Origin of the sequence: Streptomyces sp. A 4/2, assembly GCF_940670765.1 — a bacterium.
GTDB lineage: Bacteria > Actinomycetota > Actinomycetes > Streptomycetales > Streptomycetaceae > Streptomyces.
Genome location: NZ_CALNVW010000049.1, coordinates 15,357 through 30,827, shown reverse-complemented (window position 1 = coordinate 30,827; position 15,471 = coordinate 15,357). Strand labels below are relative to the sequence as shown.

15 protein-coding genes are annotated in these 15,471 nt (G+C 68.8%); 6 read left to right on the top strand and 9 right to left on the bottom strand.

The window, feature by feature from the left end; genetic code table 11:
• The first annotated feature begins 6 nt into the window (after positions 1–6).
• A complete protein-coding gene (locus tag NBY69_RS31965; protein ID WP_250305445.1) occupies positions 7–528 on the top strand; it encodes an amino-acid N-acetyltransferase in 522 nt (173 codons plus the stop codon).
• A 156-nt stretch (positions 529–684) separates the two neighbouring features.
• Positions 685–1,020 (top strand): Lsr2 family protein, encoded by a 336-nt coding sequence (locus NBY69_RS31960; RefSeq protein WP_250305444.1) that lies wholly within the window; start codon positions 685–687, stop codon positions 1,018–1,020.
• Here the strand turns inward: NBY69_RS31960 and NBY69_RS31955 are convergent.
• A complete protein-coding gene (locus NBY69_RS31955) occupies positions 999–1,649 on the bottom strand; it encodes an SCO3374 family protein (RefSeq protein WP_250305443.1) in 651 nt (216 codons plus the stop codon). The two genes, NBY69_RS31960 and NBY69_RS31955, sit on opposite strands and share 22 nt — an antisense overlap.
• A gap of 430 nt (positions 1,650–2,079) precedes the next feature.
• Between NBY69_RS31955 and NBY69_RS31950 the strand changes: the two genes are divergently transcribed.
• Together NBY69_RS31950 and NBY69_RS31945 are read left to right on the top strand one after the other, a co-directional pair.
• The gene (locus tag NBY69_RS31950; RefSeq protein WP_250305442.1) at positions 2,080–4,605 is read left to right on the top strand and encodes an ATP-dependent Clp protease ATP-binding subunit; all 2,526 of its coding nucleotides are present in this window, start codon (positions 2,080–2,082) and stop codon (positions 4,603–4,605) included.
• Positions 4,606–5,170: 565 nt separating this feature from the next.
• Positions 5,171–5,842, top strand: a complete 672-nt coding sequence (locus NBY69_RS31945) for a M23 family metallopeptidase (protein WP_250305441.1) — start codon at positions 5,171–5,173, stop codon at positions 5,840–5,842.
• On the opposite strand, the gene NBY69_RS31940 is transcribed toward NBY69_RS31945, so the two are convergent.
• The gene (locus tag NBY69_RS31940) at positions 5,832–6,413 is read right to left on the bottom strand and encodes a TetR/AcrR family transcriptional regulator (RefSeq protein ID WP_250305440.1); all 582 of its coding nucleotides are present in this window, start codon (positions 6,411–6,413) and stop codon (positions 5,832–5,834) included. The two genes, NBY69_RS31945 and NBY69_RS31940, sit on opposite strands and share 11 nt — an antisense overlap.
• Before the next feature lie 130 nt (positions 6,414–6,543).
• Here NBY69_RS31940 and NBY69_RS31935 point away from each other — a divergent pair, with 130 nt between their 5' ends.
• Positions 6,544–8,124 carry an MDR family MFS transporter gene (locus NBY69_RS31935; protein WP_250305439.1) on the top strand — a complete coding sequence of 527 codons (1,581 nt, stop codon included), beginning with the start codon at positions 6,544–6,546 and terminating at the stop codon, positions 8,122–8,124.
• Positions 8,125–8,193: 69 nt separating this feature from the next.
• Here the strand turns inward: NBY69_RS31935 and cseC are convergent, their stop codons facing one another.
• The 6 genes from cseC to NBY69_RS31905 form a co-directional block, all read right to left on the bottom strand.
• Complete coding sequence (gene cseC, locus NBY69_RS31930) at positions 8,194–9,504, bottom strand: two-component system sensor histidine kinase CseC (protein WP_250305438.1); 1,311 nt, start codon at positions 9,502–9,504, stop codon at positions 8,194–8,196.
• Complete coding sequence (gene cseB, locus NBY69_RS31925) at positions 9,501–10,199, bottom strand: two-component system response regulator CseB (protein WP_250305437.1); 699 nt, start codon at positions 10,197–10,199, stop codon at positions 9,501–9,503. Before cseB ends, cseC begins: the two co-directional genes overlap by 4 nt.
• Positions 10,200–10,211: 12 nt before the next feature.
• A complete protein-coding gene (locus NBY69_RS31920) occupies positions 10,212–10,955 on the bottom strand; it encodes a hypothetical protein (RefSeq protein WP_250305436.1) in 744 nt (247 codons plus the stop codon).
• Positions 10,943–11,494 carry a SigE family RNA polymerase sigma factor gene (locus tag NBY69_RS31915; protein WP_250305435.1) on the bottom strand — a complete coding sequence of 184 codons (552 nt, stop codon included), beginning with the start codon at positions 11,492–11,494 and terminating at the stop codon, positions 10,943–10,945. The genes NBY69_RS31920 and NBY69_RS31915 overlap by 13 nt, the downstream gene beginning before the upstream one ends.
• A gap of 170 nt (positions 11,495–11,664) precedes the next feature.
• Complete coding sequence (locus NBY69_RS31910) at positions 11,665–12,582, bottom strand: A/G-specific adenine glycosylase (protein ID WP_250305434.1); 918 nt, start codon at positions 12,580–12,582, stop codon at positions 11,665–11,667.
• Positions 12,583–12,598: 16 nt separating this feature from the next.
• Positions 12,599–13,207: a phosphatase PAP2 family protein gene (locus tag NBY69_RS31905; RefSeq protein WP_250305433.1), complete on the bottom strand. Its 609-nt coding sequence runs from the start codon at positions 13,205–13,207 to the stop codon at positions 12,599–12,601.
• Positions 13,208–13,390: 183 nt separating this feature from the next.
• Here NBY69_RS31905 and NBY69_RS31900 point away from each other — a divergent pair, with 183 nt between their 5' ends.
• On the top strand, positions 13,391–14,227 hold the full coding sequence (locus NBY69_RS31900) for a hypothetical protein (RefSeq protein ID WP_308409516.1): 837 nt from the start codon (positions 13,391–13,393) through the stop codon (positions 14,225–14,227).
• Positions 14,228–14,333: 106 nt separating this feature from the next.
• Here NBY69_RS31900 and disA read toward each other — a convergent pair whose 3' ends face one another.
• On the bottom strand, positions 14,334–15,458 hold the full coding sequence (gene disA / locus NBY69_RS31895; protein ID WP_250305431.1) for a DNA integrity scanning diadenylate cyclase DisA: 1,125 nt from the start codon (positions 15,456–15,458) through the stop codon (positions 14,334–14,336).
• Between the last annotated feature and the right edge of the window lie 13 nt (positions 15,459–15,471).

Here is a 15,471-nt window from a genome sequence, read left to right as displayed (position 1 = left end):
GGCCGTATGTCAGGTACGCCAGCAAAAGCCCTCACGGTCCGCAGGGCCAGGACCAGCGATGTGCCCGCAGTACGCAGACTCCTGGACGCGTACGTACGGGAGCGGATCCTGCTCGACAAAGCGACGGTCACTCTTTACGAGGACATCCAGGAGTTCTGGGTCGCGGAACGCGACGACGATGCCAGGGTCGTCGGCTGCGGAGCACTCCACGTGATGTGGGAAGACCTCGCCGAAGTGCGCACTCTCGCGGTGGACCGCGAGTTCAAGGGCGCCGGGGTCGGACACCAGGTTCTCGACAAGCTGTTGCAGACCGCGCGGTGGATCGGTGTGCGCCGGGTATTCTGCCTGACCTTCGAAGTCGACTTCTTCGCGAAGCACGGCTTCACCGAGATCGGCGAGACTCCGGTCGACGGAGATGTCTACAGCGAGCTGCTGCGTTCCTATGACGAGGGAGTCGCCGAGTTCCTCGGTCTCGAACGAGTGAAGCCGAACACCTTGGGCAACAGCCGGATGCTTCTGCACCTGTGAGCGCCACTAGCCGTCGGAACCCCGTCGGAACCCTATGTCCGAATCGCGCATGTTTCCCGTGTTCTTGCACTCCTGAACCTCTGCCGGGGGTTTGTGTTTTCCTGGGAAAAGCGGTTTCCTTTCCGCGTACTGAATTTTTCGATGAAAGGAAATCCGGTGGCACAGAAGGTTCAGGTCCTTCTTGTCGATGACCTCGACGGTGGCGAGGCGGACGAGACAGTGACGTTCGCTCTGGATGGCAAGACTTACGAGATCGACCTCACCACGGCGAACGCGGACAAGCTCCGTACGCTGCTGGAGCCGTACGCGAAGGGCGGCCGGCGCACCGGTGGCCGCGGCGCGGGTGGCCGTGGCAAGACCCGTATCGCGGTCGGTGGCAACAAGGACACTGCGGAGATCCGTAAGTGGGCCAAGGAGAACGGCTACAACGTGAATGACCGCGGCCGTGTGCCCGCTGACATCCGCGAGGCTTACGAGAAGGCCAACGGCTGATTTCCGAGAGGTCCGGGGGTCGCCCCCCGGGCAACTGCAGTCCGGTTTCCGGGGAGCGCTCCCCGGAAAGCAGCAGCGTTACGCACCATCCGGGCCCGGTGGCATTCCGTTGCCGCCGCGTCCACGAGCCGCACCAGATCGGGAGCGCTGCCGTGCTTCCGGAACCCGCTGAACACGGGCAGGGCAGGCTCAACCTCGTGCCCCGGCTCCGGGGGTCGCAGCCAGCCGGCGACCCCCTGCGAGCCACCCGGGCCGGGAGGTGCGGGGGCCGTGATCCGGCCGCCCGTACCGATGGCGGTCAGATCGAGCGCGATCCCGCCCCACTCCAGCCAGTCGAGCAGCCCCGGTAGCTCGTCGGCGCTGCCCGCGGCCACCAGCAGCCGCATCCGGCGGCCCGAGAGAGCCACCGGCCCGGTGCCCGGCACCCGGCGCAGCAGGGCGAACCCGGCGTCGGACGGCAGCTCGATCACGTCGAAACGCAGTCCGGTCAGCAACTCCACCGGCGGCCCCGCGAGCGCCGCCCAGCCGAGCCGCGTCTCGTACCACCGGGCGATGCTTTCGCCGTGGCTGATTCCGGCGCGGGCGCCTTCTGCGACCGGTTCGCGGGGGGACGGAACGGTGAGGGCCATGCCCGGAGCAACTCCCGGAAGGCGGGAGAGTTACGGAGCGTTTCCGTTTGATTGCTTTCCGTTGACGTGCAAGAGGCGTGCGCGCGCGTTCAGAGGCGCCAAGTTGTTCGCCCGTAGCGGAGGGAACCGGTGCGCGCCGCATGGACTGTCAGTGCTTGCGGGTAAGACATACCTAGTGGGGAGGGGCGACACGCGGTTCAGGCGGTCTCACGTTCGCCATCGGCGTACTGGAGACAGGGGTATCTGCCTGGCCTGCGGGAACATCGTCTCGCACCATCGGGTTGGAGCAGTTGTCGGCTGTTCGGGGCCGGAGGCCATGGACGGGTGTCGGCAGTTGGAATGAGCTGTCCCGCCCCGCGGGACTAGCATGCGGAAGGACTGGGAGGGGACCGACCCCTCGCTGCCCGACCGCTCTGAGGAGCGATTAACGATGTTCGAGAGGTTCACCGACCGCGCGCGGCGGGTTGTCGTCCTGGCTCAGGAAGAAGCCCGGATGCTCAACCACAACTACATCGGCACCGAGCACATTCTCCTGGGCCTTATCCACGAGGGTGAGGGTGTCGCCGCTAAGGCCCTGGAGAGCCTCGGGATTTCGCTCGAGGCGGTCCGCCAGCAGGTGGAGGAGATCATCGGTCAGGGGCAGCAGGCCCCGTCCGGCCACATCCCCTTCACCCCTCGTGCCAAGAAGGTCCTGGAGCTGTCGCTCCGGGAGGCTCTTCAGCTCGGCCACAACTACATCGGTACGGAGCACATCCTGCTCGGCCTGATCCGCGAGGGCGAGGGCGTAGCCGCCCAGGTCCTCGTGAAGCTGGGCGCCGATCTGAACCGGGTGCGGCAGCAGGTCATCCAGCTGCTCTCCGGCTACCAGGGCAAGGAGACCGCCGCAGCAGGCGGTCCCGCCGAGGGCACGCCCTCGACCTCGCTCGTCCTGGACCAGTTCGGCCGCAACCTCACCCAGGCTGCCCGCGAATCCAAGCTCGACCCGGTCATCGGGCGCGAGAAGGAGATCGAGCGGGTCATGCAGGTGCTGTCGCGCCGTACCAAGAACAACCCGGTTCTCATCGGCGAGCCCGGCGTCGGAAAGACGGCGGTCGTCGAGGGGCTGGCGCAGGCCATCGTCAAGGGTGAGGTGCCCGAGACCCTCAAGGACAAGCACCTCTACACCCTCGACCTCGGCGCGCTCGTCGCGGGTTCCCGCTACCGCGGTGACTTCGAGGAGCGGCTGAAGAAGGTCCTCAAGGAGATCCGCACCCGCGGCGACATCATCCTGTTCATCGACGAGCTCCACACCCTGGTGGGTGCGGGCGCCGCCGAGGGCGCGATCGATGCGGCTTCGATCCTGAAGCCGATGCTCGCCCGTGGTGAGCTCCAGACCATCGGCGCCACGACGCTCGACGAGTACCGCAAGCACCTGGAGAAGGACGCAGCGCTGGAGCGCCGTTTCCAGCCGATCCAGGTGGCGGAGCCGTCCCTCCCGCACACCATCGAGATCCTCAAGGGCCTGCGGGACCGCTACGAGGCCCACCACCGTGTCTCCATCACGGACGAGGCCCTCGTCCAGGCCGCCACCCTGGCCGACCGGTACATCTCGGACCGCTTCCTGCCGGACAAGGCGATCGACCTGATCGACGAGGCCGGCTCACGGATGCGCATCCGCCGGATGACCGCGCCGCCGGACCTCCGCGAGTTCGACGAGAAGATCGCGAACGTCCGCCGCGACAAGGAGTCGGCCATCGACTCCCAGGACTTCGAGAAGGCAGCTTCACTCCGCGACAAGGAGAAGCAGCTGCTGGCCGCGAAGACCAAGCGGGAGAAGGAGTGGAAGGCCGGCGACATGGACGTCGTCGCCGAGGTCGACGGCGAGCTGATCGCCGAGGTGCTGGCCACGGCCACGGGCATCCCGGTCTTCAAGCTCACCGAGGAGGAGTCCTCGCGGCTGCTCCGCATGGAGGACGAGCTGCACAAGCGCGTCATCGGGCAGAAGGACGCCATCAAGGCCCTGTCGCAGGCGATCCGCCGTACGCGGGCCGGACTGAAGGACCCGAAGCGCCCCGGTGGCTCGTTCATCTTCGCCGGTCCGTCCGGTGTCGGTAAGACCGAGCTCTCCAAGACGCTCGCCGAATTCCTCTTCGGCGACGAGGACGCACTGATCTCCCTCGACATGTCGGAGTTCAGCGAGAAGCACACGGTTTCCCGTCTCTTCGGTTCTCCCCCCGGATACGTGGGTTACGAAGAGGGCGGCCAGCTCACCGAGAAGGTGCGCAGGAAGCCGTTCTCCGTCGTTCTCTTCGACGAGGTCGAGAAGGCCCACCCCGATATCTTCAATTCCCTGCTCCAGATTCTGGAAGACGGTCGTCTGACCGACTCCCAGGGCCGGGTCGTGGACTTCAAGAACACGGTCATCATCATGACGACCAACCTCGGGACCCGGGACATCTCCAAGGGCTTCAACCTCGGCTTCGCGGCCCAGGGCGACGTCAAGACCGGTTACGACCGGATGAAGGCCAAGGTCAACGAGGAGCTGAAGCAGCACTTCCGCCCCGAGTTCCTGAACCGTGTCGACGACACGGTGGTCTTCCACCAGCTGACCGAGGAAGACATCATCCAGATCGTCGACCTCATGGTCGAGAAGGTCGACGAGCGGCTGCGCGACCGGGACATGGGCCTTGAGCTCAGCCCGGACGCCAAGGCGCTCCTCGCCAAGCACGGGTACGACCCGGTGATGGGCGCGCGTCCGCTGCGGCGCACGATCCAGCGCGAGATCGAGGACATCCTCTCCGAGAAGATCCTCTTCGGTGAGCTGCGCCCCGGTCACATCGTGGTCGTCGGCGTCGAGGGTGAGGGTGAGGAGAAGAAGTTCACCTTCCGCGGCGAGGAGAAGTCGGCACTGCCCGACGCCCCGCCGATCGAGCAGGCGGCGGGTGGCTCCGGCCCGAACATGACGAAGGACGTCTGACGCGGATGCGTTGAACGGCCCGAGTGACAGAAGGGCGGCCCCGGAACCGAGTACATCGGTTCCGGGGCCGCCCTTTCTGCGTCCTCCGAACCCCTCCGAGTCCCTCGGTTCACCGCCGCTCAGCGCTGCCCGGCGGTGAACTGGCTCACAGAATCAGCCCGTTGTGCCCGAGGGCCGAAGGTCCCGGAACCGGCAGGCATTGGTCCCACGCCGGTGACAAGGGCCACAGGGGGTTCGAGGCCTACTAGGCGGAATAGGGGATCGGCCGGTACAGGCGGCCAGGCCTTCCGGCCGGCGGCGGCCGGGACCTTCGTCCTGCGCGGTGGAACCCCCGTGCGGGACAGCTCGGTACCGGGTTCAGCTGCGGTTTCCTGCCTCGGCCGGATCGGGTCGGGTCGCTGCGGAGCGCGCCGGGGCCGCCGAACGGCGCCGGGTTCCTGGTGCCGTCGCTACGGCCTGATGTCGTAGATGGGCGTTTTGGGTGTTGTGTCCGGTCGGGTTACCAATGAGTGGTCAGCCCGGCCTGTGCGGCTGGGTCCTCTTACGCCCCGGAGTTGTTGCACGTATGCAGAAGCACACCAAGTTCCGTACGCCCCGCCTGTCCCCGTTCCGTAGCCGCGCCGCGGTCATAGCCGCCGGGCTCGGAGTGTCGGTCGCGCTGGGTGCCGGTGCTGCGGTGGCCGCCGACGCACACCCGTCCTCCTCGGCGGGGACCTCGTCCGTCGCCACCGCAGTCGCCCACCAGGCCGAAGCCCAGGCGCAGGCCGCGGCCAAGACCACGACGCCCATCAAGACCGTGAACGCGGCCAACGCCCAGGACGCCTGGGTCAAGCCGGTCGACCACGTCGTGATCGGTGAGCCCTTCGGGATCGGCGGCAAGATGTGGTCCCACAAGCACTCGGGCCAGGACTTCGTCATGCCGACCGGCACCCCGGTGAAGGCCGTGCACGACGGCACCATCGTGAAGGCCGGCCCCAACGGTGGCGGCGACGGCCCCGCCTACGGCAACGCCATCGAGATCAAGGTCGGCAACACCACGTACGCGCAGTACGCGCACCTGTCGCAGATCGATGTCCACGTCGGTCAGACCGTGAAGGCCGGCCAGGTCATAGGCAAGTCCGGTGCCACCGGCAACGTGACCGGTCCGCACCTGCACTTCGAGATCCGTACGGGCCCCAACTACGGCTCGGGCATCAACCCGGTCCCGTTCCTGAAGGCCCACGGCGTCAACCTGTGACGGAGTCCGTGCCCGTGTCCCGGTGAGCCCGGGTCATGAGTTCGGTGGCGACCTCGAGGACAGCTTCGCGCTTGTCCTCGGGGTCGCCTTCTGCGTCCTTGAGCGCGAACTGCCCGGCGTGCATCGTGAACAGCGCCGTGAAGCAGCGGACCTGGTCGGACAGGGAGGCGTCGGGCGCCCGGACCAGGTCGAGCAGGACCAGCATCCGGTCCTTGAAGTTCTCGCCGACGCTCAGCTCGCGCACCGTCCCCTGGTTCTCCTGCATGAAGCGGAAGAGCGGGGTGGCGCCGCTGAGCGCCTCGCTGTAGCGGCGCAGGACCTCGGTCTTCGTCTCCAGGGTGCGCGGCTGCGACTGGCCCCAGGCGATCACTTCGTCGATCGGCGCGGAGAGATCCCGGAAGAGGCTGATGAGGATGTCTTCCTTGGTCTTGAAGTGGTAGTAGAGCGCCGCCTTGGTGACGTCGAGCTTCTCGGCGATCTCCCGCAGCGATGTTTTCTCGTATCCGTGCTCGACGAAGAGCTCCAGGGCGACGTCCTGGATGCGCTGGCGAGTGTTGCCCCTGCTGCCCATGGTGCTCTCCTGCGATACTTACTTGACGCCCGGCTAGTTGCGGGACTACCTTTCCGCATTGTAGTCAGCTAGCCGGGCGGCAAGTAAGTGCAGAGTCGGGCCGGCAGTTTCCAGGGGAGTGGTGGGGTACGTGTCGGAGACCGTAGATGTGGCGAAGGCCGGGGCAGAGGCGAAAGCCGAGCCACGGGCGCGCAGTGTCAGGGTGGTGCTGTTCGCGCTGATGATCGCGATGTTGCTCGCGATGCTCGACAACATGATCGTGAATACGGCCATGCCGACGATCGTCGGCGAACTGGGCGGACTGGAACATCTGTCCTGGGTGGTGACCGCATACACCCTCGCGACGGCCGCTTCGACGCCGATCTGGGGGAAGATCGGCGACATGTACGGGCGCAAGGGCGCCTTCCTCGCCTCCATCGTCATCTTCCTGGTCGGCTCCGCGCTGAGCGGGATGGCGCAGGACATGTCCCAGCTGATCGGCTTCCGGGCCGTCCAGGGGCTGGGTGCGGGCGGTCTGATGGTCGGCGTCATGGCGATCATCGGCGACCTCATCCCGCCGCGTGAGCGGGGCAAGTACCAGGGCATGATGGCCGGCGTCATGGCGGTCGCGATGATCGGCGGGCCGCTCGTCGGCGGCGCGATCACCGACCACCTCGGCTGGCGCTGGACCTTCTACATCAACCTCCCGCTGGGCGCCGTGGCGCTCGCGATGGTCACCGCCGTACTGCATCTGCCCAAGAAGCGGGCCCGGGGCCGGATCGACTATCTGGGTACGGCGCTGCTCACCGTGGGCATCGTCTCGATCGTACTGGTCACCACCTGGGGCGGCTCGCAGTACGCCTGGGGCTCGGCCATCATCATGGAACTGATCTTCATCGGTATCGCGGCGCTGCTGGGCTTCGTCTTCTGGGAGACCAAGGCCGCCGAGCCGGTCGTGCCGCTGCACATCTTCCGCAGCCGCAACTTCACGCTGATGTCCGTCATCGGCTTCCTCACGGGCTTCGTGATGTTCGGCGCGATGCTCTTCCTGCCGCTGTTCCAGCAGTCGGTGCAGGGTGCGTCCGCGACCAACTCGGGTCTGCTGCTGATGCCGATGCTGCTGGCGATGATGGCCGTCTCGCTGATCGCGGGCCGTATCACCACCAACACCGGTAAGTACAAGCTCTTCCCGATCGTGGGCGGCGTCCTGATGGTCGCCGGGCTGTACCTGCTGTCGACGATGGACGTCCACACCACCCGCCTGACGACCGGCATCTACATGGCCGTGGTCGGTGCCGGTATGGGCTTCTTGATGCAAATCACCATGCTGGTCGCGCAGAACAGCGTGGAGCTGAAGGACATGGGCGTCGCCTCGTCCTCCACCACCCTCTTCCGTACCCTCGGCTCCTCCTTCGGCGTCTCGATCATGGGCGCGCTCTTCACCAGCAAGGTGCAGGACGAGATGGCCGCGCGGATGGGCAAGGGCGTCTCGCTCCCCTCGGCGCAGCTGGACGCGGCGCACCTCGCGAAGCTGCCGGCGCAGGCCAGGGACGCGTACCAGTACGCGGTGGCGGCCGGTACGCACGGCGGGTTCCTGCTGGGCGCGGTGGCCGGTCTCGCCGTGATCGTGGCCGCGGTCTTCGTCAAGGAAGTGGCGCTGCGCGGCGGCGGCCCGGCCCCCACGGCGGCGTCCCAGGAGGGCGAGGTCAAGGCGGCGGTCGAGACCGTCTGACCGGCACGGACGTAGACACGGAGGGGCCCCGGGGCGCACGCACCCCGGGGCCCCTCCGGCATGACGTCCCTACGGCTTCGGCCGGGTCAGCGTCGGGTAGCTGCCGGTGTTCGTCGGGGCGTGCTCCGGGAGCCAGAGCACCGCGATGGCGCCGCCCGTCTCCTTCGCGCCCTCCGGAGCCGCGTTGCGGAACGTCAGCCGCGCACCCAGCACGCGGGCCTGCCCGGACGCGATCGTCAGCCCCAGGCCGTGTCCGACGCCGGACCGGTCGCTGCTGCCGGTGCGGAACCGGCTCGGCCCCTCCCGCAGCAGATCCTCCGGGAACCCGGGGCCGTGATCCCGCACCCGTACCACCCGGCCCTCGACCGTGACCTCCACCGGCGTACCGCCGTGCTTGGCCGCGTTGCCGAGCAGATTGCCGATGATCCGCTCCAGCCGTCGCGGATCGGTGTTGACCCACGACTCGTGGATCACCCGCACCGTCGCGTCCGGGGCCATGATCGTCACCCGTCGGCTGACGAACTCGCCCAGCGCGATCTCCTGGAGCTCCGCCCGCTCGGACGCGCTGTCCAGCCTGGCCACTTCCAGTACGTCCTCGACCAGCGTCCGCAGCGCCTGCGCCCGGTTGCGCACCAGCTCCGTGGGGCGGCCCGGCGGCAGCAGCTCCGCCGCCGTCAGCAGCCCGGTGACCGGTGTCCGCAGCTCGTGCGCGATGTCCGCGGTGACCCGGCGTTCGGCCTCCACCCGCTCCTGGAGGGTGTCGGTCATCGCGTCCACGGCGCGGGCCAGCTCGTCGGTCTCGTCGCGTACGAAACCGCCGATGGCGTCCCTGACCCGGACATCCGTACCGCCGTGTGCGACCTTGCTCGCCGCCGCTGCCGCCTTGCGGAGCCGCCGTGAGAGCTGCCCCCCTATCAGCACGCCCAGCGCGCTGCCGCCGAGCACCACCGAGACCGAGCCGATGACCAGGGCCCGGTCCAGGTCCTGCATCACGGTGGCGTTGCTGCTGTAGCGGCTGTGCAGGGACAGCACGCTGCCGTTGGCCAGCGGGGCGGCGGCCCAGACGTCGGGCACGTCGTCGGCGTGCTCGACGATCAGGGTGGAGAGCCGGTTGTCGGCTGCCCGCCGGCGCAGTTCCGCGGGGAGGGTCGGGTCATTGACCTTGGAGCCGAACTGCGGCAGCTGCTGCTTCTTCGACTCGTAGAGCCGCAGGGCGAACTGGAGCCGGCCGACCTGGGTGTCCCGCGCGTTGTCGAGCATCGAGACGCGCGCCGCGTTGTGTACGACGAGACTGAGCGCGATGGCGATCAGCGCGCCGACCCCGGCGATCGCGATGCTGATCTTCCACCGGACCCCGGTGCGCAGTGCGAAGTGCCTCATGCCTTGAGCTTGTATCCGAAGCCGCGGACCGTTTCGATCCGGTCCTGCCCGATCTTCGTGCGCAGCCGCTGTACATGGACGTCGACCACCCGGGTGTCGCCGCCCCAGCCGTAGTCCCAGACCCGTTCGAGGAGCTTGTCGCGGGAGAGCACCGTGCCCGGCGCCGACGAGAACTCCAGCAGCAGCCGCATCTCGGTCGGGGTCAGGGCCACGTGCTCGCCGTGCTTGCGCACCTCCATGCCCTCCGTGTCGACCTCGATGGCACCGAAGACCAGCACCCCGCGCTCGTCCGGCTGTGTGCCGCCGTCCGAACCGGAGCCGTTCGCATGCCCGAAGCGGCGCAGCACGGCGCGTATCCGGGCCACCAGCACCGCACCGTCGAACGGCTTGGTCACGTAGTCGTCGGCCCCGGCCTCCAGGCCCAGCACGACATCGATCGAGTCGGCGCGCGCCGACAGCATGATCACCGGCACGGTCGACTGGTCACGGATCCGGCGGCACAGGGAGACCCCGTCCAGGCCCGGCACCATCACATCGAGCAGTGCGATGTCGGGCTGGTTCGTACGGAACGCGTCGAGGCCCGACAGCCCGTCGGGCATCGCGGTGACCCGGAAGCCGTCGCGCTCCAGCGCGAGCTGGGTCGCCTCGCGGATCACATCGTCGTCCTCGACGAAGAGGACATGGGTCTCAGCCATTCCGCTGCTTTCTCAGTTGTTCGTGGGGCCGACCGTCGCGGTGCCGCCGTCGCTGTCCCCGTCACCGACCGCCCGGCTGAAGTCGGTGTGCACGGTGTCGGTCTGGGAGAACTTGTTGTTCGCCCAGTGGTACGTGAAGACGTCCTCGCTCGACGCGTACGACACCGAGTCGCCCTTGGCGTACTGCTGCTTCGTGACCACCAGGTCACCCCGGTCGATCTCCGAGTAGACCGGTGCCGCCTCCGAGGTGAAGACGTTCTTGTACGTGTCGCCCTTGGCCCGGTAGACGTAGGTGGCGACGCCCACCGCGTCACGGCAGGTCATCACGTTCACCACGACGTCGGCGACGCTGTTGCCGGTCAGGTGCCCGTACGAGACGTCGACCGGGTAGTCGCTCTTGGAACACGGCTTCAGATCGCGCTTCACCGCCGGGCTGACCTCGGGATCCTGCCGGACCAGCCGCACCGCGTCGACGCGTTCCGCGGGCTGGATGACCGTGGCCGAACCGGAGTCCGGCGAGGGCTCCAGCGTGCCGACCGCGGGGACCGACCGGGCCTCTCCCGCGTCCCGGGTGCCGGTGCCGCCGGAGTCGCAGCCGGCGAGGAACAGCCCGAGGGCGACGAGCCCGGCGACCGCCGTGACACTCGCCGCCAGTGTTCCGTTCCTGGCTCCCCGGCCGCCGCCCCGGTCCCCGTCCGGGCCGTCGGCCGGATCTTCGTCCAGGTCATGGGTCAGGCCACTCTTCAGGCCGCGCACCGCTCCCGCCCCATCTCTTGTTCACCACGGATCAGCGCTCGGGCGTCGATGTCGCGGCTCTCCAACTCCTGCCGGAGCCGTGCGAGGGCCCGGTGCAGAGTGCTCTTCACCGTACCGGCAGACATGCCCAGTGCGGCAGCCGTCTCCTCGGTACTCATCTGCTCCCAGTGTCGCAGGACGACGACACTGCGCTGCTTGGGAGCGAGCACCTTCAGGATGTCCATCAGCAGGGCGCGGTCGGCGTGCTGCTCGGTGCCGTCCTCGATGCTCGCGTCGGGCAGCTGCTCGGTGGGCACTTCCTCCAGCTTGCGGGCGCGCCACCACTCCGTACGGGTGTTGATCATGACGCGGCGCAGATAGGCGTCGGCGAGCGACTTGTCGGCGATGCCTTCCCAGCGGCGGTACGTACGGGCCAGCGCGGTCTGCAGCAGATCCTGGGCGTCGACGGGGTCGGGCACCAGCCGGCGGGCACTCCGCAGGAGCGCTTCCTGCCTGGTGCGTACGTACTCCTCGAATTCGAGCACCTCACCGTGCGCCATACCCAACCGCCTCCGTCGTTCCCCGTGTGCACTGCTGCGTGGTCTGTTCTGTGGTCTGTCCACGAAGCTACGGAGGCGTTGTCACGGAGCTGTGCGTACCAGCCGTCGGCTGCCGCACGGCTGTCCATCGGTTGTGTAACGAAGATCGGTGAATCAGGTTTAAAACGCGATCAGCCCAGGGGGAGCCGGTACACCCCGTCCGCCAGTGGCTCCACGAGCCCGTCCGCGACCAGCCCGTCCAGCGCCCTGGCCCGCTGCACCGGCTCGTGCCACACCGCGTCCAGCTCCGTCTGGGGTACGGGATCCACCGCTTCCCGCAGCACCGCGAGCAGCTTGCCGCGCACCTGGCGGTCCGTACCGGCGTACGTCTGTCCGCGCCGGGGCGCCCCCGTGTGCGCGGGCTTGCCCGCCAGCCGCCAGGCGCACTGCCCGGCGACGGGGCAGCGCCCGCACTCCGGTTTCTTGGCCGTACAGACCAGGGCGCCCAGCTCCATCGAGGCCGCCGCCCAGCGGGCCGCCGTGGCCTCGTCCTCGGGGAGTAGCGTGCGGGCGAGCTTGCGCTCGGCGGCCGTGGTGGCGTTCGGCGGGTACTCGACGCCGGTGACCGCGCGGGCGAAGACCCGCCGCACGTTGGTGTCCAGGACCGCGTGACGCTGACCATGGGCGAAGGAGGCGACGGCTGCCGCCGTGTACTCGCCGATGCCGGGCAGCGAGATCAGCTGCGCGTGCTCGGTCGGTACGTCCCCGCCGTGCCGTTCCGTTATGGCCTGCGCCGCCCCGTGCAGCCGCAGCGCCCGCCGCGGATAGCCGAGCCTGCCCCAGGCGCGGACCGCTTCGCCGGGGGCCTCGGCGGCCAGATCCGCGGGGCGCGGCCAGCGCGCCAGCCACTGCTCGTACACCGGGAGCACCCGGACGACAGGGGTCTGCTGGAGCATGAACTCGCTGACCATCACCCCCCAGGCGCCCGCCTCGGGGCGGCGCCACGGCAGATCGCGGGCGTTCGAGGCGAACCAGGCGAGGACGGGGGAGTGGAGGTCGGCGGCGGCGGGGGCGGCGGGCTCGTGTGAAGGCTCAGTGGTCGCAGTCATGGCACCTCCGATCCTCTCAGCTCCGGAGACCCGGCCCCACGAACCAGGCCGCGGCGCTGATGTCACTCGTCCGCATGGTCTCCACCAGCGACCGCACGGGACGCGTCAGGAATTCGCTGACCAGCAGCGCGACGAGTGCGCCGAGGAGGAGGCCGACGATCACGTCGTGCGGATAGTGCACCCCGACGAAGACCCGCGAGAACGCCATCAGCAGCGCCACCGGCACGGTGAGCCAGACGAGCCGCACCATGGCGAGGGAGAGACCCACCGCGGCGGACGCGGCGATGATCGAGTGGTTGCTCGGGAAGGACCAGTCACCGGGCGCCGGGCAGTCGATCAGCGGGCGCATCGCCCCCGAGACGGCCCGGCACGGACGTTCCTCGTGGATCACCGACTTCAGCACCTCGCTGATGACGTACGCGATGGCGGTCCCCAGCGGCGCGAGCAGCGCCAGGCTCATCGCCTGGGACGAGCGGGTGCGCGCCCGCCACCACACCACGACGAAGAGGACCGCGAAGAGCAGCAGACCGGCCTCCGTCCACAACTCCATGAGCTGCTGCACCCAGGAGGGAGTGGAGTGGGCGAATTCGAGGATGTCTTTGTAGAGCTGGGAAGAACTGTCCATGGTGACGGACAGTATGGGTCATCCCTGTGCGGTCACCACGGGCGATCCCCCTGTCCCCGGCCCGCGCGGAAGACGGCGCTCCGGCACGGTCTGCGGAATGATGATCCGTAAAAGTTGCCCGGACAGCGGCATGTGGGGCCTGAGTTGGTCCTGATCTCTCGTACAGTTTGCGCCGTGGGATCTATGCGCAATCCGGTCGGGCCGCTTCCCTCCTCCATCTACTGGCGACGGAGGGCAGTAGCGGCGACTCTGGTTGCGCTGCTCGCTCTGCTCGTCGTGTGGATCGTGACCTCGGGCGGCGGCGGAAAGCACCCCAAATCCACTGCGAAGGGGTCGAGCCCGGCGAAGTCGATCACCCCGGGCCCCTCACAGACGGGCCCCGCGATCAGCCAAGCACCGGGCGGACGTGGCGAGTCGAGCAGTTCCGGCGGTTCGGACCCGGGCGGCTCCGGTGGGTCGGGTGACGCGGACAGCGGCTCGGGCGGCGGCGGTACGGGAACGGGCGGTTCCGGCGACGACGCCGGCGGCGACTCCAACGGCACCGGCGGCAGCGCCGGTTCGGGCGCGGCAGGCGGCGGCGGCACCGCCGGTCAGCAGGTCCCGGCGAGCTCCGGCCTCCCCGACTGCACTGCGGGAGCGGTCCAGTTGACGGTGCGTACGACCAGGAACAGCTACGCGCCGGGCGAGAAGCCGAAGTTCGACCTGGTCGCCAAGAACACCTCGGCGGCGGACTGCAAGGTGGACTTCGGCCCCAAGGGGACTGTGTTCACCATCACATCCACCGAGAACGACGGCGTCGTCTGGTCGTCGAAGGACTGCCCGACGGACGCCAGGTCGCTCTTCATCCAGGTCCCGGCGGACTCCACGATCACCCACACCGTCGAGTGGGACCGCAAGAAGTCCGCCCCGAAGTGCGAGAAGCCGGGGCCCGCGGTCGCCGGTCCGGGCACGTACCTGGTGGAGGCGGAGGCGCCGGGCATGCCGGTGAAGCAGACCTCGGTGGTCCTGGCGAAGGACTGACGGGCCGGGAAACCCGAGCCCCTCCGGACCCTCGAGCCCCTCCGGCGATTGAGGAGCGGGGTCCGGGGCGGAGCCCCGAAACGCCACCGCCCTCCAAGGCCACCGCCTAGACGTACCGCTCAAGGATCGAGGACTCCGCGAGCCGCGACAGCCCCTCCCGCACGCTCCGGGCCCGCGCCTCGCCGACCCCGTCCACCGTCTGCAGATCGTCGACGCTCGCGGCCAGCAGCTTCTGCAGCCCGCCGAAGTGCTCGACCAGCCGCTCGATGATCGCTCCGGGCAGCCGCGGCACCTTCGCCAGCAGCCGGTACCCGCGCGGCGACACCGCGGAGTCGAGCGTCTCGGGGGAGCCGCTGTAGCCCAACGCCCGTGCCACGACGGGCAGTTCGAGAAGTTCCGTATGGCTGAGCGTGTTCAGCTCGACCAGCGCCTCGGCGACCGTGCGCGAACGCTTCGCCGTCGGCTCCGGCACGTAGTCCCGGACCACCAGCTCCCGCTCCGGCTCGACCCCCGCGATCAGCTCGTCGAGCTGGAGGGAGAGCAGCCGGCCGTCGGTGCCCAGCTCCACCACGTACTCGGCGATCTCGGTGGCGATCCGCCGGACCATCTCCAGCCGCTGCGCCACGGCCGTGACGTCCCGGACCGTCACCAGGTCCTCGATCTCCAGCGCAGAGAGCGTGCCGGCGACCTCGTCGAGCCGGAGCTTGTACCGCTCCAGCGTGGCCAGTGCCTGGTTGGCGCGGGACAGGATCGCCGCCGACTCCTCCAGGACCCGGCGCTCCCCGTCGACGTACAGCGCGATCAGATGCATCGACTGCGACACCGAGACGACCGGGAAACCGCACTGTTTGGAGACCCGGTCGGCCGTGCGGTGACGGGTGCCGGTCTCCTCGGTGGGGATCGACGCGTCCGGGACCAGCTGGACACCGGCCCGCAGAATCTTGGTGAGATCCTTGTCGAGGATCAGCGCGCCGTCGAGCTTGCAGAGCTCGCGCAGGCGGGTCGCGGCGAACTCCACGTCCATGACGAAGCCGCCGGTGCACATCGACTCGACGGTCTTGTCCATGCCCAGGACGATCAGGCCGCCGGTGTTCCCGCGAAGGATGCGTTCCAGGCCGTCGCGCAGCGCTGTACCGGGCGCGACAGCGCTCAGCGTGGCGCGCATCAGCGCTTCATTGCCGGAGGAGCTCCCGCCGGACTTCCCGGGTGCTGCTCGGTCATTGGCTGCCACTGCACTCCTCCGG